23 protein-coding genes and 1 pseudogene are annotated in these 19,036 nt (G+C 47.6%); 17 read left to right on the top strand and 7 right to left on the bottom strand.

Annotated elements, in window-relative coordinates; genetic code table 11:
- Positions 1–117: 117 nt before the first annotated feature.
- The 12 genes from coxB to MHI42_RS17730 all read left to right on the top strand — a co-directional run bounded on the left by coxB (position 118) and on the right by MHI42_RS17730 (position 10,623).
- Positions 118–1,167 carry a cytochrome c oxidase subunit II gene (gene coxB / locus MHI42_RS17785; protein WP_342424628.1) on the top strand — a complete coding sequence of 350 codons (1,050 nt, stop codon included), beginning with the start codon at positions 118–120 and terminating at the stop codon, positions 1,165–1,167.
- 137 nt (positions 1,168–1,304) lie between these two features.
- The gene (gene ctaD / locus MHI42_RS17780) at positions 1,305–3,143 is read left to right on the top strand and encodes a cytochrome c oxidase subunit I (protein WP_340990726.1); all 1,839 of its coding nucleotides are present in this window, start codon (positions 1,305–1,307) and stop codon (positions 3,141–3,143) included.
- A 6-nt stretch (positions 3,144–3,149) separates the two neighbouring features.
- Positions 3,150–3,776, top strand: coding sequence for a cytochrome (ubi)quinol oxidase subunit III (locus MHI42_RS17775; RefSeq protein ID WP_039306709.1), 627 nt, complete (start codon positions 3,150–3,152; stop codon positions 3,774–3,776).
- Positions 3,777–3,780: 4 nt separating this feature from the next.
- Positions 3,781–4,104 carry a cytochrome C oxidase subunit IV family protein gene (locus tag MHI42_RS17770; RefSeq protein ID WP_171720225.1) on the top strand — a complete coding sequence of 108 codons (324 nt, stop codon included), beginning with the start codon at positions 3,781–3,783 and terminating at the stop codon, positions 4,102–4,104.
- Positions 4,105–4,131: 27 nt separating this feature from the next.
- Entirely contained in the window at positions 4,132–5,058 is a 927-nt protein-coding gene (gene ctaG / locus MHI42_RS17765; RefSeq protein ID WP_340949016.1) for a cytochrome c oxidase assembly factor CtaG, read from the top strand.
- Positions 5,059–5,076: 18 nt separating this feature from the next.
- Positions 5,077–5,541, top strand: a complete 465-nt coding sequence (locus MHI42_RS17760) for a DUF420 domain-containing protein (RefSeq protein WP_042133229.1) — start codon at positions 5,077–5,079, stop codon at positions 5,539–5,541.
- A 312-nt stretch (positions 5,542–5,853) separates the two neighbouring features.
- Positions 5,854–6,582 (top strand): hypothetical protein, encoded by a 729-nt coding sequence (locus MHI42_RS17755; RefSeq protein WP_342424627.1) that lies wholly within the window; start codon positions 5,854–5,856, stop codon positions 6,580–6,582.
- Between the two features lie 54 nt (positions 6,583–6,636).
- Positions 6,637–7,032 carry a GntR family transcriptional regulator gene (locus MHI42_RS17750; protein WP_342424626.1) on the top strand — a complete coding sequence of 132 codons (396 nt, stop codon included), beginning with the start codon at positions 6,637–6,639 and terminating at the stop codon, positions 7,030–7,032.
- Positions 7,029–7,976: an ABC transporter ATP-binding protein gene (locus MHI42_RS17745; RefSeq protein WP_342424625.1), complete on the top strand. Its 948-nt coding sequence runs from the start codon at positions 7,029–7,031 to the stop codon at positions 7,974–7,976. Before MHI42_RS17750 ends, MHI42_RS17745 begins: the two co-directional genes overlap by 4 nt.
- A 3-nt stretch (positions 7,977–7,979) precedes the next feature.
- Entirely contained in the window at positions 7,980–8,882 is a 903-nt protein-coding gene (locus tag MHI42_RS17740) for an ATP-binding cassette domain-containing protein (RefSeq protein WP_171720222.1), read from the top strand.
- Positions 8,875–10,164, top strand: coding sequence for an ABC transporter permease (locus MHI42_RS17735; RefSeq protein ID WP_342424624.1), 1,290 nt, complete (start codon positions 8,875–8,877; stop codon positions 10,162–10,164). The genes MHI42_RS17740 and MHI42_RS17735 overlap by 8 nt, the downstream gene beginning before the upstream one ends.
- Positions 10,165–10,428: 264 nt before the next feature.
- A complete protein-coding gene (locus MHI42_RS17730) occupies positions 10,429–10,623 on the top strand; it encodes a hypothetical protein (protein ID WP_342424623.1) in 195 nt (64 codons plus the stop codon).
- A 380-nt stretch (positions 10,624–11,003) separates the two neighbouring features.
- Here the strand turns inward: MHI42_RS17730 and MHI42_RS17725 are convergent, their stop codons facing one another.
- The 5 genes from MHI42_RS17725 to MHI42_RS17705 form a co-directional block, all read right to left on the bottom strand.
- On the bottom strand, positions 11,004–11,603 hold the full coding sequence (locus tag MHI42_RS17725; RefSeq protein ID WP_342424622.1) for a ZIP family metal transporter: 600 nt from the start codon (positions 11,601–11,603) through the stop codon (positions 11,004–11,006).
- Between the two features lie 110 nt (positions 11,604–11,713).
- Positions 11,714–11,929: a helix-turn-helix domain-containing protein gene (locus tag MHI42_RS17720; protein WP_342424621.1), complete on the bottom strand. Its 216-nt coding sequence runs from the start codon at positions 11,927–11,929 to the stop codon at positions 11,714–11,716.
- Positions 11,926–12,096, bottom strand: coding sequence for a YvrJ family protein (locus MHI42_RS17715; protein WP_342424620.1), 171 nt, complete (start codon positions 12,094–12,096; stop codon positions 11,926–11,928). Before MHI42_RS17715 ends, MHI42_RS17720 begins: the two co-directional genes overlap by 4 nt.
- Positions 12,089–12,538 (bottom strand): sigma-70 family RNA polymerase sigma factor, encoded by a 450-nt coding sequence (locus MHI42_RS17710; RefSeq protein WP_342424619.1) that lies wholly within the window; start codon positions 12,536–12,538, stop codon positions 12,089–12,091. The genes MHI42_RS17715 and MHI42_RS17710 overlap by 8 nt, the downstream gene beginning before the upstream one ends.
- Positions 12,539–12,922: 384 nt before the next feature.
- Positions 12,923–13,243, bottom strand: a complete 321-nt coding sequence (locus MHI42_RS17705; protein ID WP_342424618.1) for a hypothetical protein — start codon at positions 13,241–13,243, stop codon at positions 12,923–12,925.
- A 965-nt stretch (positions 13,244–14,208) separates the two neighbouring features.
- Here MHI42_RS17705 and ltrA point away from each other — a divergent pair.
- A pseudogene (gene ltrA / locus MHI42_RS17700) lies at positions 14,209–15,559 on the top strand (group II intron reverse transcriptase/maturase).
- 89 nt (positions 15,560–15,648) lie between these two features.
- Here the strand turns inward: ltrA and MHI42_RS17695 are convergent.
- On the bottom strand, positions 15,649–15,969 hold the full coding sequence (locus tag MHI42_RS17695) for a hypothetical protein (RefSeq protein WP_342424618.1): 321 nt from the start codon (positions 15,967–15,969) through the stop codon (positions 15,649–15,651).
- A gap of 191 nt (positions 15,970–16,160) precedes the next feature.
- Here MHI42_RS17695 and MHI42_RS17690 point away from each other — a divergent pair, with 191 nt between their 5' ends.
- Positions 16,161–16,742, top strand: coding sequence for a hypothetical protein (locus MHI42_RS17690; RefSeq protein WP_342424617.1), 582 nt, complete (start codon positions 16,161–16,163; stop codon positions 16,740–16,742).
- Positions 16,743–16,852: 110 nt separating this feature from the next.
- On the opposite strand, the gene MHI42_RS17685 is transcribed toward MHI42_RS17690, so the two are convergent.
- Positions 16,853–17,509, bottom strand: a complete 657-nt coding sequence (locus MHI42_RS17685) for a class I SAM-dependent methyltransferase (RefSeq protein ID WP_342424616.1) — start codon at positions 17,507–17,509, stop codon at positions 16,853–16,855.
- A 129-nt stretch (positions 17,510–17,638) separates the two neighbouring features.
- Here MHI42_RS17685 and MHI42_RS17680 point away from each other — a divergent pair, with 129 nt between their 5' ends.
- From MHI42_RS17680 to MHI42_RS17670, 3 genes are all read left to right on the top strand, one after another.
- Complete coding sequence (locus tag MHI42_RS17680) at positions 17,639–17,980, top strand: hypothetical protein (protein WP_342424615.1); 342 nt, start codon at positions 17,639–17,641, stop codon at positions 17,978–17,980.
- The gene (locus tag MHI42_RS17675; RefSeq protein WP_342424614.1) at positions 17,980–18,438 is read left to right on the top strand and encodes a hypothetical protein; all 459 of its coding nucleotides are present in this window, start codon (positions 17,980–17,982) and stop codon (positions 18,436–18,438) included. The genes MHI42_RS17680 and MHI42_RS17675 overlap by 1 nt, the downstream gene beginning before the upstream one ends.
- Before the next feature lie 83 nt (positions 18,439–18,521).
- Positions 18,522–18,710, top strand: coding sequence for a hypothetical protein (locus MHI42_RS17670; RefSeq protein ID WP_039306684.1), 189 nt, complete (start codon positions 18,522–18,524; stop codon positions 18,708–18,710).
- Positions 18,711–19,036 lie beyond the last annotated feature (326 nt).

The following is a 19,036-nucleotide window of genomic DNA, read 5'->3' as shown; positions in this document are numbered from 1 at the left end:
TGTGAAATTGTTGTGAACGATTGACAAAACAGTGGGGCGAACTTATATTAATAGTGATTGTTATAATTGACAGGAAAATACTCTAATCTACGAATTCGGGAAAAGCGGGGTAGATCAATGATGAAAACGTGGCAGGCTGGAAAGCGGCTTCTTCCCATGACCGCAGCGCTTGGACTCATTCTTGCCGGATGCGGGCGGGAAGACTTGTCGGTACTCAGACCGCAGGGACCCGCAGCGGAAAGCTCGTTTGCACTAATGAAGCTGTCGATCTCAATCATGATCGTGGTGCTTTTGGTCGTCTTCTCCATTGCAGCTTATGTATGGATCCGTTTCCGCCGGAAGCCGGATCAGAACGAGATTCCCAAGCAGGTGGAAGGCAGCTTCAAGCTCGAAGTGCTGTGGACGGTCATCCCGCTTATTCTCGTAGTTGTGCTGGCGGTTCCTACGGTGAAGGCGGTGTTCGCTGCCGGCAATGATCATTCGGAGGATAAGGATGCCATTAAGGTCAAAGTGACCGGCCATCAATACTGGTGGGAGTTTGAATATACGGATTACGGGGTGACAACAGCACAGGATCTGGTGATTCCCGCCGGCAAGGATATCGCTTTTGAGCTAAGCACCAAGGATGTCCTGCACTCCTTCTGGGTACCTTCACTCTCCGGCAAAATGGACACCAACCCCGACGGAACGGTCAACCGCTTCAGCTTCAGTGCGCCGAATGAAGGCGTTTACCGCGGCAAATGTGCGGAGCTGTGCGGGCCTTCCCACGGCTTCATGGAGTTTAAGGTGAAGTCAGTCAGTAGTACGGCCTTTGAGGAGTGGTTAGCTTCGATGAAGGCTCCTGATTCCGTGTTGCCGGATGATCCGGCGCTCGCGGAGACCTTCAAATCCCAGTGCCTGACCTGCCATGCGACTGGAAGTATGCAGGATCTTTCCCAGGCTCCCAATCTGACCGGAATCGGCTCCCGCGAATCGGTGGCCGGCATTCTGCTTAATGACGACACGCGCGTGGACGGGGCACCGGTAGAAGAGAATCTGAAGACGTGGCTGCATGATCCCCAGAGCGTGAAGCCGGGCAACAAGATGCCGGATCCCAAGGATCTGGGCTTAAGCGATGAAGAGATTGACGGAATTGCCGAGTTTCTGGCCGGTTACACGCTGGACTGAAGCTGGATAGCCTATAGCCCGAAGCGGAAGCAGCATATTTGAAAAAGGGGGTACGTACCTTGGCCGAAGCAGCGCAATCCTTGCATCCCTCCCAGCCCTTGAAGCATGGCCACAGCGTTAAACGGCATACCGGGCTAATGGACTGGATCACCACCGTCGATCATAAGAAGATCGCAATTCTCTACCTGTGGGCTGGAGGCATCTTCTTCGGCATCGGCGGACTGGAAGCGATTCTGATCCGTATTCAGCTGATCAAGCCGATGAATACCTTTCTGGATGCCCAGACCTTCAACGAACTGATTACCATGCATGGCACAACGATGATCTTTCTTGGCGTGATGCCTGTTATCTTCGCACTGATGAATGCAGTCATACCGCTGCAGATCGGTGCGCGTGACGTAGCCTTTCCTTTTCTCAATGCGCTCGGATTCTGGACCTTCCTGTTCGGCGGTATTCTGCTCAACCTCAGCTGGGTAATGGGCGGCGCGCCTGATGCGGGCTGGACCTCATATACCCCGCTCTCCAGCACGGGCTACAGCCCCACGCACGGGGTGGACTTTTATACCATCGGACTGCAGATTGCAGGCCTTGGCACACTGATTGGCGGCATTAACTTCCTGGCCACCATCATCACGATGCGCGCACCGGGGATGTCCTTCATGCGGATGCCGATGTTCGCCTGGACCACTTTTATTACTTCAGCCATTATTCTATTCGCTTTCCCTGCTATTACTGTTGGCCTTGTCCTGCTTACTTTCGACCGGATACTGGAAGCCAACTTCTTCAATGTGGCCGGAGGCGGCAATCCGGTGCTGTGGCAGCATATCTTCTGGATCTTCGGCCATCCCGAAGTATACATTCTGATTCTTCCGGCCTTCGGCGTCATCTCTGAGGTTATTCCGACCTTCTCGCGCAAGCGGCTGTTCGGGTACAGCTCCATGGTGTTCGCGACGATTCTGATCGCTTTCCTGGGCTTCATGGTCTGGGCGCATCATATGTTCACCACCGGCCTCGGTCCGGTAGCGAATGCGTTGTTCTCAGTCTCCACCATGCTGATCGCCGTTCCGACCGGGATCAAGATCTTCAACTGGCTGTTCACCATGTGGGGCGGACAGGTACGCTTCACCACCCCTAATCTGTTCGCAGCCGGCTTCATCCCAACCTTCACCATGGGCGGGGTAACGGGGGTCATGCTGGCCTCTGCACCTGCGGACTTTCAGTTCCATGATACTTACTTCGTAGTGGCGCATTTCCACTATGTTATTGTCGGCGGTCTGGTGCTCGGGCTGTTTGCCGGACTGCACTACTGGTGGCCGAAAATGTTCGGGCGGATGCTCAGCGAGACGTTAGGCAAGTGGACCTTCTGGACGTTCATTATCGGCTTCCACCTGACGTTCTTCGTGCAGCATTTCCTGGGACTGATGGGCATGCAGCGCCGTGTATTCACCTATTTGCCGAATCAGCAGTTTGATCTGCTTAACCTGGTCAGTACTATTGGTGCGATGCTGATGGGGGTCGGCATGCTGATCTTCCTTACGAATATCTTCCTGACCTCGAGACGGCCGGCTGATGCAGCCGATGATCCGTGGGAAGACGGGCGGACACTTGAATGGACGATTCCTTCACCGCCGCCGGAATATAACTTTAAGCAGACGCCGCTGGTGCGGGGACTGGATGCCTTCTGGAAGGAAAAAATGGCCGGACACAAGGCGATGACCCCGTCCGAACCGGTGGGCTCGATTCATATGCCTTCGGCAACGATCCTGCCGTTCCTGATGTCGGTCGGGATTTTCATAGCGGGACTGGGCTTCATGTTCAGCCGTGATGAGTTCAGCAGCAGTATAATGAGCTTTCTGTTCAATAACTATATCGTTACGGCACTGGGACTGCTTATTACCTTCGGGTCCATGCTGATGCGGTCGCTGTTCGATGATCCGGGCTGGCATATTGAACCCGAAGAGCTGGAAGGAAGGTGAGCGGATATGACTACAGCACATGCTGAAGCAGCGAATGGGACACTCCCGCATGAACCGGAAAAAGCAACACTCGAAGGACGCAACAAGGTGCTGGCCTTCTGGCTGTTCCTTGGTGGGGAAGCGGTGCTCTTCGGCACCCTCTTCGCAACCTTCCTGGCGCTGCGCAATCAGACCAATGAAGGCCCGTCTGCGAATGAGCTGTTTCATCTTCCGCTGGTCGCGGCGGCAACTTTTCTTCTGCTGGTCAGCAGTCTGACCAGTGTCTTCGCGATCCAGGCGATGCACCGGGGCCGCGTCACCATGCTGCGGAACTGGCTGCTGGTCACGGTACTGCTCGGACTATGCTTCCTGGTCCTGGAGATTTACGAATTCAGCGTATACATCAGGCATGAGGAATTCGGAATGACCACCAGTGCATTCAGCTCGGCTTTTTATACCCTGGTCGGCTTTCACGGTGCCCATGTGGCCTTCGGTATTCTGTGGATATCAGTACTGATCGGCCAGTTAATGCATAAGGGGCTGACGGTGGTAACTGCACCGAAAATCTATGTGTCGGCGATGTACTGGCATTTCATTGATGTGGTGTGGGTCTTTATCTTCACGGTAGTATACCTCCTCGGAAAGGTGGGATGAAGCCATGGCGACGAAGCAGCATTCTCCGGACTCTCCGGTGAAGCACCGTCACCGCCCGGAAGGACCGCAGCGGCATATTGTAGTCTTTGTCTTCTCCATTGTACTGACGCTGATCGCCTTTGCCGCAGTAGCTGCCGGAGGGGTAAATCCCACCTTCGCCGTTATTCTGCTGCTGGTGATGGCTGTGCTGCAGGTAATTCTGCAAATGGGCTTCTGGATGCATCTGAAGGACAAAGGGCATATGATGCCGATTATCTTCATGCTGGGCGGATTTTTTATCGCGGGCACTTGCATTATAATGTCGCTCTACTGGGTATGGTGGGATTAAGACTGTACGGGGGGAGGGCTTGCCATGATGCCGGGATTACAATACTTCAGCTTTACTGAACTGTGGAGTCCGCTGTTTCTGGCCCTGATGCTCCTGCTGACTGCCGGGTATTTTGTGCTGATAGGTCCGCTGGCCTCCCGGTTTGAGGGCAGTACTGCAGTCCCCTTCTGGCGGAGGGGGCTGTTCTTATGCGGAATGCTGGCCCTCTATCTGGCGCAGGGCGGTCCTGTCAGTCTGCTGGGGCATATCCTTTTTTCGTTCCATATGGTCAGTATGGCCTTGTCTTATCTTGTCGCAGTCCCGCTGATTATGCTGGGGATTCCTGACTGGTGCTGGCGTGCGCTGCTCCGGGTGAATCCGCTGCGCGGCCTTGCTTTTCTGGCTAAGCCCATCGTTGCCGCACTGCTCTTCAACGGATTATTCTCGCTCTACCATATCCCGGCGATTCATGATTATGTCATGCTGCATTTCGCGGTTCACCGCCTGTATTACGCCGTATTATTCCTGACTTCAGGGCTCATGTGGTGGAATCTGATTAATCCCCTGCCGGAATACCGGGCGCTGGGCGGCCTTGGTCAGGTGGGGTTCATCTTTCTGAACATGGTCCTGCTGACACCGGCCTGCGGGCTGATTATTTTTGCCGGTTCTCCCTTGTATGCTACGTATAGTGACCCCAATACCTGGGCGATGGCCATGGGCTACTGTGTACCGCAGAGTCCGGCTGCTTTGCTGCAGGCTTTTGGCGGTCCCGGCTTCTTCGGATCTCTGTCCCCCAAGGTAGATCAGCAGGTCGGCGGCATCGTGATGAAGTTCATTCAGGAATTTATTTTTGCCTCGATGCTTGCTTATGTGTTCTATCATTGGTATAAAAAAGAGAACGGACAAGAGGACACGGAGTTGTCCGCGCCTGCCTCTGAACTTGCGGAGGAGGGTCTGAACTATAAGGGCTGGTAAGTGCCGAGGGGGATAATCATGGATATTTTCACATTGTTTCCAACGATCAGTACATCGTTCATCGTCATTAGCGCGGTGCTGGTGGCTATCGGCTGGAGACAAATCATTCAAGGCAAACGCGAAGCGCACAAGAAAACAATGATTGCAGCTGCTGTGGCGGCAATTCTCTTTTTCCTGGTGTACTCGTCAAGAACGATATTCGTGGGGAATACGACCTGGGGCGGACCGGATGATCTGTCGACGCTGTACCATGTCTTCCTGATCTTCCACATTGTGCTGGCTACCGTAGCTGCTGTATTCGGCATCACTACGCTGACGCTGGGCTTCAAGGCCAAGTATGCCAAACACCGTAAGTGGGGAAGAGTGACGGCTATGATCTGGTTTGTCACCGCTATTACGGGTGTTGCCGTTTATGTGCTGCTCTACATCTTCTATCCGGGCGGACATACGCTGCCGGTCTGGAAAGTCATTATGGGCGGTTAGCTGTAATTGAAGACAAGCCTGTACATCTGCTGTTCCGCTTATGCGGGGCGGGTGTATGGGCTTTTTGTTTGTGGTGCATGTGCGGCAGCGGGTCCATATTATTCCGTAATAGCACAGTGAACCGGGAAGGCGTGTTTCCGGGCTTTATAATAATCCGCATAATTACTTTTGTTGAGAACCCTTGACACTGGAAAATACAGGTCATATACTGTGTATATAGATATATACAGTAAGCACAGAGAGAAGCACAGTAAACTGTGTAAATCTGCTGCCGACTGCCGATGATGAAATCACAAAGCGAGGTTAACGGTTATGACAACATTAAAGAATGCATGGTTCATCGTGCGCAGCGATTTCCGCGGTGACAGGCTGAAGCTGCTGTGGGCGCTGCTGTTCGCCGTCGTCTTCATGGGTTATATGGCCGCACTGGCCGGAATGGTATTGGATGATGCGATGGACCGGGGTGAGGGGAGGCTGCTGAGCGATGTGTTGCTGGTCACCATTATTTCTATGCTGGGCATTACCTTCTCCCGGAGAAATATGAAGTATTTGGCGGATGATACCTATACCCGAATGCTGGTGTATATGCGGTCCCTGCCGGTACCTGCTGAGGTCATTCTCTGCAAAAGAAAACTGAATACGCTGTTTGCCTTTATCTTAAACAGCACACTGTACTTTGGTTTAATCTATACGATCGGCGCCAATATACGCAGCGAGCTGCCGGTCAGCGCGTATCTCGCATTTGCCCTTACCTGGATTGGATGCGGTCTGGTCATTGCCGGAATATACATTTTAATCGAGTTCTCGTTCAGCGGCAAAGCATATTTCCTGATTATGATCATCGTCATGTTTCTGGCCATAGGTATTGCTGGACTGGTCTATCTGGCCGGAGGGAATCTGCTGCTTGCCAGTGTGGCTGTCTCCAGGGAGTGGGGGCTGTTGTCTCCTCTGATGTGGGGTTCGCTGCTGCTCGGCATTGTATCGGTGCAGCTGTTCTCCCGGTGGACGATTCACCGGCTGAAGAGCCGTGATCTCGTATGAAACGGGGCAAAGTGTTAGTCCGGCATGCCGGAGCGTGGAAGGCAGGTGCGTATCATGTGGATACCCATTCAAATTAATGAGAACAGTGCAGAGCCGCTGTATCATCAGATCGAAACCCAGCTGAAATCGCTGATTATCTCTGGTACGATCACGGAGGGCACCCTGCTTCCTTCCATCCGTGAATTTGCGGGTGACCTGAAGTGCAGTGTGATCACCGTCCGGCGGGTCTATCAGGATCTGGAGAATGAAGGGCTGCTGCGCACAAGACAGGGAACGGGCACCTTCGTCTCCCATGTAGGAGACGGAACCATGGCAGGCTATAAGCAGGATGCCATCCGCAAAGCGCTGGAGAGTGCAGTGGATGTGGGGCTGTCCGTACATTGCAGTGAAGATGAGCTGACACAGCTGTTCAAGGAAATTGTGCAGGACAAATACGGGAGACAGAAATGAAGGACGGGGATCTCATGGTACAGCAAGCCATAGAACTACGGAATGTGTGCAAGAAGCGGAGGGGCAAGACGGTAGGGCCGCTTAATGTTAATCTGCCGCATGGCTACATTACTGCGCTGGTGGGCCAGAACGGCTCCGGCAAAAGCACGCTGCTGCACATGCTGCTGCAGCTGACTTTTCCAGAGGAAGGCGAGATCCGCTGGTTTGAGGAAGCCTATCGTGACGGGCTTCCGCTGGAGCTCCGCCAGTCGATCGCCTATGTACCGGAAAACTCGCAGAATGAAGAGAATCTCTGGACAGCCCGCGAGGCTGCCGGATTCCGCCGACACTGGTATCCTTCCTGGGACCAAGGCTATTACGAGGAGCTGCTCCTGAAGCTGGAGGTGCCGGAGAATGCCAGGCTGGGCAAAATGTCCAAGGGTGAACGCCGCAAATTCGAGATTGCCGCGGCCCTGGCTGCGAAGCCCCGGCTGCTGCTGCTGGATGAGCCGTCTTCCGGCCTTGACCCTTTTGCCTGGAAGATTATGATTGAGACTCTCCAGCGGTATATGGATGAGCATGAGTCCACCATCGTAATCTCAACCCACATTGTGGAAGAGGTACGGCGGCTGGCGGATTACATTGTCCTGATGCATCAGGGGCAGCTGCTGGGAATGGCCGAGAAGGACAGCTTGTTCGGCTCCTGGAGTGAAATATGGGTTCAGGCAGAAGGCGGACAGGCGCTGGAGGAACTGGCAGCAGAGCTGCCGCAGGCGCTGGAGCTTAAGCTGGAGACGCCGGGAGTGGCTTCATTTTTGACCCAGCAAATCTATCAATATGAGAAACGCATTCATGATTTGGGCGTAAAGGTTATCAAGAGCCGCAGCCTGGAGCTTGATGAAATCCTAAGCTTATGGAGCCGGGGACATCGTCCGGTTCTGATTGACCAGAAGAGAGGGGAATAAGGAATGGAAGCTTTGCATTTGGAACAGGTAGTGAAGCAGTACGGGGATAAGACAGCAGTCAACGGAATCAGTCTGAAGGTAGAACAAGGCGAAATTTACGGTCTGCTGGGTGCAAACGGCGCCGGCAAAACGACGACTATGCGCATGGTGCTGGGTCTGATCTATCCAGATGAAGGCCGGATTCTTTATAACGGCAAGCCGTATAGTACGGAGCTTCAGCATCTGATGGGTTATCTTCCAGAGGAGCGGGGGCTCTACCCGAAGGTCAAAGTAAGCGATCAGATTATCTATCTGGCCCGGCTTCGCGGCATGCCGGCAAGTGAGGCGGATAAGAGCCTGCGTTACTGGCTGGACCGGTTCGACGTTCCGGAATATTACAATAAGAAGATTGAAGAATTGTCCAAGGGCAATCAGCAGAAGATGGGCTTCGTTGCTGCCGTCGTCCATAAGCCGAAGATTCTGATTCTGGATGAAGCCTTCAGCGGCCTCGATCCGGTGAATGTGGAGCTGCTGAAGGATACAGTCAGAGAGATGCGGGATCAGGGCACGAGTATTCTTTTCTCCACCCACCGGATGGAGCATGTGGAGGAGTTATGCCGCAATATTACGATTCTCGACCGCTCGAACACCGTAGTTCAGGGGGATATCCGTGAGATCAAGAAGGGGTATCCGCGGGAAGCAGTCGTACTGCGTACAGCCGGGGAAGTGAACGGGCTTGCGGAGATTGCCGGAGTTACTGCAGTAGAGCGCCAGGAACGCGGATATCTGCTGTCCATCAGCGATATTGGCGCAGCACAGCGCATTCTGCAGCTGGCCATGGCTCAGGGCGAGGTAGAGCATTTCGAGATTAAGGAACCGACGCTAAACCAAATCTTTATCAGAGCGGTGGGTGAATCTAATGAATAAGATGGGGAGCATTATCAACTTCACATTCAAGAACAAGGTAAGAACCAAGTCCTTCATGATTACAACATTAATTCTGGTGCTCCTGCTGAGTATCGGGATGAATGTTCCTTATCTGATCAAGGTGTTTAAGGGAGAAGACGGTGCTAAGGAAGCTACGCAAATCGGAGTGGTTGCCGAGCAGGGCTTCCGGCCTGCCGAACTGCTTCTGGCGTACACACCACCGGCTGAAACAGATGCTCAAGTCGAATTCACAGCTTATACCTCCGCAGATGATGCTGCGCTGAAGCAAGGGCTGGAGGACGAGAAGATTGAGGGTTATCTCACCTTTGCTCCAGAGGGCAGTGAGGGGGTACCGCCGGTAACGTATCACAGCAAAGACGGGGATATCAGCGACAAAGTGCAGAGTTATCTTCAAACTGCTTTGCAGCAGGTGAATACCGGACTCATTGTCGGCGATAAGTTGACGGAGAGCCAGGTAGCGGCGATATTCGCTCCAGTTTCAATTGGCACAGAGCAGCTGAATGCAGATGCAGCAGCCTCCGGTTCAGAAGAAGGGGATGCCAAGCCGGTCATTAACTATGTTGTCGTCTACGTCCTGCTGATGCTATTCTTCATGTCGGTGATGATGACCGGCAACATGATCGCCGCTGAGATTACCTCGGAGAAAAGCTCGCGTATCATGGAGATTCTGATCACCAGCGCATCACCATTAACACAGATGTTCGGCAAGGTCATCGGGATCTTCCTCGTCGGCCTGCTGCAGATCGCTATTATATCTGCCAGCATCGCTGTCAACCTGATGCTGCCGCACAATTCTGGCATCCTATCTGATTTCAACCTGGATCTGGGACAGCTGAATGCCAGCATTCTGGTGTATGGATTTATCCTGTATATCCTGGGTTACTTCCTGTACGCTCTGATGTATGCAGCTGTGGGTTCGATTGTCAGCCGGACAGAGGATCTGGGACAGGCAGTTATGCCTGTGATGATGGTTGGCTTCGTCAGCTTCTACCTGCCGCTGTTCAGCATCTCGAACCCGGATACCCTGCTGGTTAAGGTAGCGAGCTTCGTTCCATTCACCTCTTCACTCAGCTTGCTGCTGCGGATCGGCGTTGGCCATGTGGCCTTCTGGGAGATCATGGTCTCGCTGGCAATCCTGCTGGCAACAACCTTCGTCTTCGGCTGGCTCGCCGCCAAGATCTACCGCACCGGCGTCCTGATGTACGGCAAGCGTCCTAGCATTAAGGAGATTAGAAAAGCGATGAAGGCTTATAAGATCTAAGGGGTGGGAGTTATGGATGTGAGTAGCCGCTATAGTTCAGACTGATCATGTTGAGACAAATCGAACCCTTGATTTAAAGAAGACGTAGATAAATCAAGGGTTCGAAGTTTTAAAAGTAATCAAATGCAAAACTGATTGTTGCGAGAGAAACATCACCAGGCGATACAAAGAAGGCGAGCATTTATAAATCGGACATATTGTTACTTCTTCAGGTATTTTAGAGCTAAAGGTGAAGAGTTGAATTTACTAGGGACTGTGGGTAGAGTGGATAAAAAACAACAGCAGAATGTAGCGATGCTGTTCTTGGCTTCTTCCTCACCGATTGGCGTCAGTCAAATTATCCAGTCAAACGGAAGTTATCTAATGGATTTCTCGCAAGGGATGTTAACGGGAATAGGAATTGCGGGGATGTTGCTGGCTATCGTAACCGCGGGAAGATATAATAAGCGTAGCCAATAGTACGGACTTTTAACAGAAAAAAAGCTCATCCCGATCTAGGGTGGGCTTTTTAGTGTGTTTATTACTAAAATATTTATCGGTTGATTATTACTAATAAACAATCTGTTGGATTGTCGATATATAGGCTGGAAGTGTTTTAAGAAAGTAAAGTGTTAGACTAGCAGGCACTTCCTTAAGTCGAATGTACAGGATAGTTGATTCTATACGCAAGTATTTAATTATAGTGAAAGCGAATTTTGCAGAATTGAAAGGAATGATTAAAAAAAGATGATTGAAGATTTTTATACATTCCCGACGTTATTGGCATTAGTAGTATTGGGTATTGGTTTTGCTACTGTCATAATTCAATCAACTTAATCATTTCATCAGATAGATATTCTTTAGTGTAGAAAGACATGTAAAGGTAAATAGATAATAGTGCCAATAAGGGGATATAGTTTTGAAGATCTTTCTTGAGAATGTTCAACTAATATGGAGATATTAACCAGAGAAATGCTTAAAAATATACCTGCAGTTAATGAAACTGCAATTCCTGATATTGCCGAAAATAACCCTGTTTGCTCTATAAAGAAAGCTGCGACTACCATACCTAAGATACTAAAAAAACTTAGTGCTATTAAATATTTCATTAGTTTTAAAGAGTTTTTTAAGATTGTTCCTAATATTAAAGACAACATTAACACTTCAGTAACCTTATGTAATAGCATAGATGAAGTTATAACAGTAGCCATGTGATGTTCTAGGAATAATCCACTAGTTATGATTAATCCATCGAAAAAACTATGAACAGCCGCACCAATAAAAAGGAATTTAAGAGATTGAGTTGATTCCATATCACTATTATGATGATGGCTATGATGATGAAAAAAATTTGGTAGTAAGATACCTATAACAACAAAAATCAATCCCTTATGAGAAATGTCAATAGCGGATGGGATAAGTTCTATAACTGTAAAGGCAAGAAGCAACCCCATATTCAAGGATATAACTTTAACGTGATGCCGGCTAATCCAGTGAATGTTGGAATTTACTAGGATTCCAGATAACACAGAAATTAAGATTAGTGCATTTGCTATCAAAAAGTAAGGCATCACTTCATCTCCTCTGTCGATTGAACATTTAGTTCAAAAGTCTGAACCACTTCAATAAACTTAACGATTAATTCCTGTTTCAAATCCTCGCGGTTCTGAATGCTAGTCTGATAAAGTGATTTTTTTATTTTCGGTTCAAATCTATTGATGATTTTAAGCATCGCAATGTTATCTTCTTGTTTTGCTTTGGTCAGTAGATCATATAATTGGCTCATTTTCTTCCTCCTGTATTCGTGTTGTTATTAATAACATCAATTAGTTTTCCTATCGTATCGCTTAAGATGTCGATCTTCTTTTCGAATCGAACTAGCAGATATAAGCTTACACCTATCGGAAATCCTACATTAGCAATTATTTGTACAAAGCTAGGTATATCATCCATTTTTTAGACCCCCATTCATGTTCATTGAATTCCGTAACTTCCGTATAGCATTTTTCTTGGTTTTTGAGATACTTTGTTGAGTCACTCCTAGTTGATGTGCTATCTCAGTATCGTTTAGGTTCTGGCACATTGTTAGATTCAATATCTTTCTTTCTCTTTCTGTTAGAGACATAAAAGCTGCAAATATAAAAGGATTGCTAATCTGATCCTCTAAATTTTCAAAGGTGTTTTCATTTGAACCTTCGTCTTCGGTGTAAGAATCCTCCATTTCTGACACTTCATCGAAGATCAATGAAAATCTATCGGTATACTTTCTCTTTTTCTTATCGAAATTTATAGAATTATAATGGAGCATACTTGAGATGTAACTTACGAATCTTCTTTCGATATCTATAATTACGTTATTCTCTTTTTGGTCTATTGAGTGATCGTCTTCGAGCATATAATTCCCCCCCTTGTTATATAAAGAGATACAAGTTGTGAAAATAACAACCAAAAAAGAGAACTAGTGTTCCTATTATTATACCATTATTTTGATTATGAATAAAAATTATCTATTTATCTTACAATTAAAAACTTATTTTCTTTATTTTGGTTTATTCAATGAAAGAAACACTATGTCATCTTTCTGAATAAAACATACATAGTAACTGATAAGTGCCATCATATTCCCTCTTATTACTGTCAATATGACTATTGGCTAACGATTGGCTTTCATCAGCAAACTATAGGTGTAAGCTTATTGTTAGTTATCTCAAGTGACCGGCAATACAATAAAAAGCAGCATGTTCACTTGGGAACATGCTGCTTTTGTGTATCCTAATAATTAATTAAAACCAACGAATTTGTAACCGGGTAGTGTTGCAGCCGATGTATATCGAATCAAGCTTCTATTGATTTTTGCTACCGCTACTCCATCTTGAGCACTGAGGGAAATAATGCCTCCCTGAGTAACGTAGTCTGCAATTGGCCAACCAAAGTGTGGAAAACCAGAGGAAATAAATGCCTCTGCGCAACCTTTGCATTTGTACCAGCCGCCTCCGGCAAAAGTGGCAACATTATTACCATTCTGATCCACCACTCTTGGTAAGTTACCGGCCACCATGTGGTGGCCATCAGCATAATACGGACATGGATTTTCTGCCATTTAAAATCACTCCTAATATTTTTTCAAAAGCGGCATCTCATTGTTGATCGCCCTTGTACCATATAAAGAGCTACGGAGTCTAAAAAGAACAACCATTTGAGTTAACTAATTTGAAATTCTTCCGATAGATAAAATGTCATGGACTGAGTTTGAAATCGTCAATAAGAAAGAAATAAGTTGTAGACTAGATCCACGAAATTTATTACGTAAAAGAGTAAAATAATTAATGTATACGGCTTTTTCTGCAAAGGAACAGAATCAACTTGCCATCCCGTACGCACAACCAGTACCATTTGGTTTCGTAAGGAGCAACCAGCACGTGGAGTTGTAGCAGCACGATATAGCACTGAAACCGCATGTTCACTGGCTTTGTTCAAAATAGACCCAGTGTACGCACGAAGTTGCAGGGTTCCGCCGAGTTAAGAAATCCGTAAGTGAGTTTGATCCACGAAACTTCGTCTGAAAACAACCAATTGATCATATCTACAACAGCTGGTATACACAAGCTATACAACAAAAAAGCAGCATGTTAGATGAAACATGCTGCTTTTCATTAGTACGCCCAGCATGGGCGTCATCTCTAGGGTGAAAGTCCCGAGCGGGGGCTGGCAAGCGCCTAACGTTAGCCAAGGGCAAGGGTTTCCATCGTGAGGTGGAATCTGAAGGAAGCCGGAGGCGAAAGCACGGCCTGAGGTACACGAATCCAATTTGAGGCGGTTGCAGCCGGATGAGTCACCTAAACATAACAAAATCCAAAGCTGCCAAGAGCTGCAGCCGTATACTTGGGCAGGCGCGGGCGGAAAGATGGCGTTCTTATCTGGGGAGACCTGCCGGATATGGAAGAAAAAAACTTGTAACCGTAGCCAGGAGGCTGCGCTGAACTGGCAGGAGTCAGCAGAAGCCATAGTACGTAAACTGTTGCAACAGTTTACGGAAGGACTGAACCGAAAGGAGCGAGGAAAGCGATGCGTTCGCATGAAGAGCAACGACAGCAGAATATCTCGCAAGAGAGCTTGCGGCAAAGAGAAGCGGTGAAGCCGTCAGGGTATGCCGGAGCGCCGAGTTCTTCGTCGGCACAAGTCGTCCCTTCCTCTCGCGAAGACCAGAACAACTTGCTGGAGCAAATGCTCGAAGGAGATAACCTTCGACTCGCTTACAAACGAGTGGTGCAAAACGGAGGAGCGCCCGGTGTGGACAATGTAACGGTAGCGAATCTACAAGCTTACTTGAAAACACATTGGGAACCGGTGAAAGCCGAACTTCTAGCGGGAACTTACAGACCTGCGCCAGTCAAACGGGTGGAAATCCCCAAACCCGGAGGTGGTGTACGGATGTTAGGCATTCCGACCGTGATGGACCGTTTTCTCCAGCAGGCGCTTCTACAAGTCATTAACCCGATCTTTGACGCGCAATTTTCATGGTACAGCTACGGCTTTCGACCGGGGAAGAGCGCACATGACGCAGTGAAACAAGCCCAAAGATATATTCAAGGTGGCCTGAGATGGGTGGTAGACCTCGACCTTGAGAAATTCTTTGATAGGGTAAACCACGACATGTTGATGGCAAGAGTGGCGCGGAAAGTGGCGGACAAAAGAGTACTGACCCTGATTCGCGCGTATCTGAACGCCGGAGTCATGGTGAATGGAAAATTGGAGCACAGCCGGGAAGGAACGCCGCAGGGCGGTCCGCTCAGTCCGCTTTTGGCAAACATTCTGCTGGATAACCTGGATAAGGAACTAACTGGACGAGGATTACGATTCGTGAGCAGGAACACGCGTCATGGGATCGGTAAGTCGGTTTGTAGAAGGAAGGCTAAAACTAAAAGTGAACCGGGAGAAAAGTGCGGTGGCCAGACCTTGGCACCGAAAGTTCTTAGGATTCAGTTTTCTGAGTCAGAAACAGGCAACGATTCGAATCGCACCGAAGAGCCTCTCAGCTTTTAAAGAAAGGATTCGAGAGTTAACAAATCGCACCTGGTCCATTTCCATGGAAGAAAGGATTAACCGACTGAATCGCTATCTGATGGGTTGGCTCGGTTATTTCCGTCTAGCCTCGGCGAAGACACACTTCCAAACACTGGACCAGTGGATTCGGAGGAGACTTCGAATGTGTCTGTGGAAACAGTGGAAACGAGTACGTATACGAATCCGTGAGCTCCAAGCACTCGGGGTTCCAAAGTGGGCTTGTTTTAAGATGGCCAACTCGCGGCGAGGCGCGTGGGAAATGTCCCGGAACACGAATAACGCCCTTCCGACTTCCTATTGGGAAGCGAAAGGGCTGAAGAGTTTACTTTCACGCTATCTGGAACTTTTTTAACCTTTTGGAACCGCCGTATGCGGACCCGCATGTACGGTGGTGTGAGAGGACGGGGGCTTGCCGCCCCCTCCTACTCGATGTCCTAATAATTAATTAAACCCAACGAATTTGTAACCGGGTAGTGTTGCAGCCGATGTATATCGGATCAAGCTTCTATTGATTTTTGCTACCGCTACTCCATCTTGAGCGCTGAGGGAAATAATGCCTCCTTGAGTAACGTAGTCCGCAATTGGCCAACCAAAGTGTGGAAAACCAGAGGAGATAAATGCCTCTGCGCAACCTTTACATTTGTACCAGCCGCCTCCGGCAAAAGTGGCAACATTATTACCATTCTGATCCACCACTCTTGGTAAATTACCAGCCACCATGTGGTGGCCATCAGCATAATACGGACATGGATTTTCTGCCATTTAAAATCACTCCTAATATTTTTTCAAAGGCGTCATCTCATTGTTGACCGCCCTTGTACAATATAAAGAGCTACGGAGTCTAAAAAGAACAACCACCGAGCTAACTAAAAAAGAATTTTGAAACTAAGTTGGAACAGAAACGTAAAATATGGTAAGATTAAATAAAATATGGGAAAATAAGGAGTGTAATTATGCGAAATAAGCTATTATTTGGATCCATCGTTCTTTCTTTAGCATTATTTACCGGTTGTAGCCAAGATAATTTGAACAATGAAAAACAAAATACCAATTCAGCTTCTGAAAATACTGTTACAAATAATGGAGAAAGCAATTCTATAAATAAAGAAGCTGTGAAAGAGGCAATCAAAGCCGCACAGGAATATAAAAATATAGAGTATACCGTCGAAAATTCTGAAGATGTTTTATCTGAAGATGCAGTTCAATCGCGAAATGAAGAGTTAAAACCATTTCTTACAGAAAGCTTTTATACAAATGCAGTTGATACCCGCTACACAACATTACCGTTAACCATTGCTGATAAACAAAAACTTTCTATTAAGCCTGAAAATCTTAAATTTAATCTTGTAGATGATAAAAATGATATTATTGAATTGAGATATATTGTGGACCTGGTACTAATTGATCAAGGGGACAAGGAGAGCAAGCGTGTTCCTTTAGAGGGTATTCTAACTTTAAAAAATGTAAATGATAATTGGCTTGTGCAGGGAGATAGATACGACTCAGCTGCTTTTAACAAACTCACTAAGGAGTAAACGTCATTATAGACAGTAAGTTTCTCTGATCACGTAGGGACTAACCACTATTTGTTAGAATAATTAGACACCTCTTAAAGTTTGAATTCTATTCTGATAGGATTTCGACCTTAGAGGTGTTTTTGTATTTGGTAGCTGAGGGGATCCTTTTTACATTTTACAAATAAGAAGTTTATGGAAGGCTTGTTTTTCATATTCTTACCGGGCTCATCTATTTCTGATATCTCGACCAGGCCATAGTTGGCAAAGTCTTGTTGAATGGAGTCAGCATCATAAAAAAACATTTTCACTCGGTCCATGATTTCGAAATAGTCTGTATCCAGTTGGACGCCCTTACCGTACATTGGTGCTTTTTTGGATACCGTTGTAAAGACCATATATCCACCCGGCTTCAGCTGATTATAACAATCCTGAATGAACTTCTCCCGCTCACGCTGATCCAATAAGTGAATCAGGGCATAGCAGAAAATACCGTCATAGAGTTTGTTGTCAAATGGCATATCGGTTACCGAGCCGTGAAAAACATTCATATCCAGCCCGCTCTGCCTCGCCAGATCAATCGCTGTTTGCGAAATTTCAATACCAGTAACATCTATTCCATTGTCCATAAAAACCTTTGCATTTCTGCCATATCCAATGCCGGGAACCAGGATGTCTTTAACATTCTTTTCAAGGAAAAAATCCTTGGTTAAGATGGCCGAGTCAGAATGTTCAAATCCCCACATCGTTTGTTTTTCTATGAAGCTTGCTTCCCAGAACTCAGTCATAGCCCGATCTCCTTTAATTACACTAAATAGTTATTACGGACATATTATATCTACGATAGAGCTGATTTGCAATGTTATTGTTAATCCTCGTATTTAAACAGATAGACTTTTGTGAAGCGGCCGGATATTATGTTAGATGGATTTAGAACGATTAAGCAGCAGAAGCTAAGTGATGATCCGGAGCTGAACAGTGTGGTAGTGAGCTACCTGGATGATTTCATCGCGAAAGTGCACATGTGGTGTTCCGGAGATACCTCAGAAAGTAAGACGATAGATGAAATGAAGGCTCTGTATGATGAAATCAGCAAGGAGACGGCAAATATAACAGATTACGAAATTAATGAAATGAATAAAATAGACGCTGATGAATATGAAGTGGTAGCGGACAGGTCCTGGGATAACGGGAGTGATGATACCGCTGTCTATTCAATAATTAAAATGGATGGGGTATGGAAGGTGGATGACCTGTAGTGATGAGGAGAAGTACGAAGACAAATAAGGCAATGCGTTATTTACTTAAAAATGTGCCACCTTCAGTCCATGTAGCCTCGGAGGGACCGAGTCCTAGTTTTACGGAATGGGATCATTGTATTTTGATAGATACCACTGAACTTGGAACTTTAAAAACAGTCAAAGAAACAACATACCCGGACAGAACTGGATTAGAAGCATCAATTAATCATTTACATGTAAGTGATATAGCAACTGGAATGCAAATAATAGATCGGTGGACAGGGAAGATGCAAGAGTACTACAGCGATAGGCAGTTTATTATCGTATTGAGCTCTCAGCTGGATGGAAAAGACGTGGTTGTAAGATTCTATCAGTATAGAAAAGATGACCCGGAATGGGTGGCGCTAGATAATCTTGAAGGCTATAAACAAGAAGCGATACTTGTTATCGGGCTTATAAATAATGCTGTTCTATAGAGTGAGTACCCCCCCCCCAACTGGTTAAAACCCAGCAGATAGTGTACCTTAGTAATATTAGTAATTAGGAGTGGTGATTTTTTGTGAAAAAAAGTAGACAAACCCCCGTGCTGGTCGTGGTCTCCATCCTGCTGATCATTATCAGCAGCCTGATCCCGTCGGACAAATCAACCTGGCTGGGAGCACTGCAGACCATCTTGCTGGGCGTCGGGCTGCTCGGATGCTGCATGGCTTTTTGGCGGTTCGCCAAGGGCGGCAAGGGCAAGCGCTGATTTCTGGCACTGGAACGGATAGCATAGCATAGCAAATGGAGAGTCGTGGCGGATGCTGCGGCTTTTATTAATATGTACGGCGTCAGCGGATTTACTCCATGCAGCGCTTGCTACGCGGAATGAGAGGACCTTATTTTGTGAAAAAGCCTGCTTTTTTACCCGTTGCGGACTCAGGAGCGCTTATATTGTTCGAGGGAGCTCAAAATGAGGCGAAACTGGTTAGTTAAGGTCCTCTGAGTCCGCATGGATCGCTGAATGGCCTGATTGGGCGAAATAACGGATCTACAGTCCGCATGGATCGCAGTGGCATGATTAAAGCTATTGTT

Source organism: Paenibacillus sp. FSL E2-0178 (genome assembly GCF_038593005.1).
GTDB lineage: Bacteria > Bacillota > Bacilli > Paenibacillales > Paenibacillaceae > Paenibacillus_AQ > Paenibacillus_AQ phytohabitans.
This window is presented reverse-complemented; position numbering and strand designations above follow the sequence as displayed.

Bases quoted from the DNA above. Each gene is read 5' to 3' on its own strand.
- coxB (WP_342424628.1), top strand. From the start codon at position 118: ATGATGAAAACGTGGCAGGCTGGAAAGCGGCTTCTTCCCATGACCGCA.
- ctaD (WP_340990726.1), top strand. From the start codon at position 1,305: ATGGACTGGATCACCACCGTCGATCATAAGAAGATCGCAATTCTCTAC.
- MHI42_RS17775 (WP_039306709.1), top strand. From the start codon at position 3,150: ATGACTACAGCACATGCTGAAGCAGCGAATGGGACACTCCCGCATGAA.
- MHI42_RS17770 (WP_171720225.1), top strand. From the start codon at position 3,781: ATGGCGACGAAGCAGCATTCTCCGGACTCTCCGGTGAAGCACCGTCAC.
- ctaG (WP_340949016.1), top strand. From the start codon at position 4,132: ATGCCGGGATTACAATACTTCAGCTTTACTGAACTGTGGAGTCCGCTG.
- MHI42_RS17760 (WP_042133229.1), top strand. From the start codon at position 5,077: ATGGATATTTTCACATTGTTTCCAACGATCAGTACATCGTTCATCGTC.
- MHI42_RS17755 (WP_342424627.1), top strand. From the start codon at position 5,854: ATGACAACATTAAAGAATGCATGGTTCATCGTGCGCAGCGATTTCCGC.
- MHI42_RS17750 (WP_342424626.1), top strand. From the start codon at position 6,637: ATGTGGATACCCATTCAAATTAATGAGAACAGTGCAGAGCCGCTGTAT.
- MHI42_RS17745 (WP_342424625.1), top strand. From the start codon at position 7,029: ATGAAGGACGGGGATCTCATGGTACAGCAAGCCATAGAACTACGGAAT.
- MHI42_RS17740 (WP_171720222.1), top strand. From the start codon at position 7,980: ATGGAAGCTTTGCATTTGGAACAGGTAGTGAAGCAGTACGGGGATAAG.
- MHI42_RS17735 (WP_342424624.1), top strand. From the start codon at position 8,875: ATGAATAAGATGGGGAGCATTATCAACTTCACATTCAAGAACAAGGTA.
- MHI42_RS17720 (WP_342424621.1), bottom strand. From the start codon at position 11,929: ATGAGCCAATTATATGATCTACTGACCAAAGCAAAACAAGAAGATAAC.
- MHI42_RS17715 (WP_342424620.1), bottom strand. From the start codon at position 12,096: ATGGATGATATACCTAGCTTTGTACAAATAATTGCTAATGTAGGATTT.
- MHI42_RS17710 (WP_342424619.1), bottom strand. From the start codon at position 12,538: ATGCTCGAAGACGATCACTCAATAGACCAAAAAGAGAATAACGTAATT.
- MHI42_RS17705 (WP_342424618.1), bottom strand. From the start codon at position 13,243: ATGGCAGAAAATCCATGTCCGTATTATGCTGATGGCCACCACATGGTG.
- MHI42_RS17695 (WP_342424618.1), bottom strand. From the start codon at position 15,969: ATGGCAGAAAATCCATGTCCGTATTATGCTGATGGCCACCACATGGTG.
- MHI42_RS17690 (WP_342424617.1), top strand. From the start codon at position 16,161: ATGCGAAATAAGCTATTATTTGGATCCATCGTTCTTTCTTTAGCATTA.
- MHI42_RS17685 (WP_342424616.1), bottom strand. From the start codon at position 17,509: ATGACTGAGTTCTGGGAAGCAAGCTTCATAGAAAAACAAACGATGTGG.
- MHI42_RS17680 (WP_342424615.1), top strand. From the start codon at position 17,639: ATGTTAGATGGATTTAGAACGATTAAGCAGCAGAAGCTAAGTGATGAT.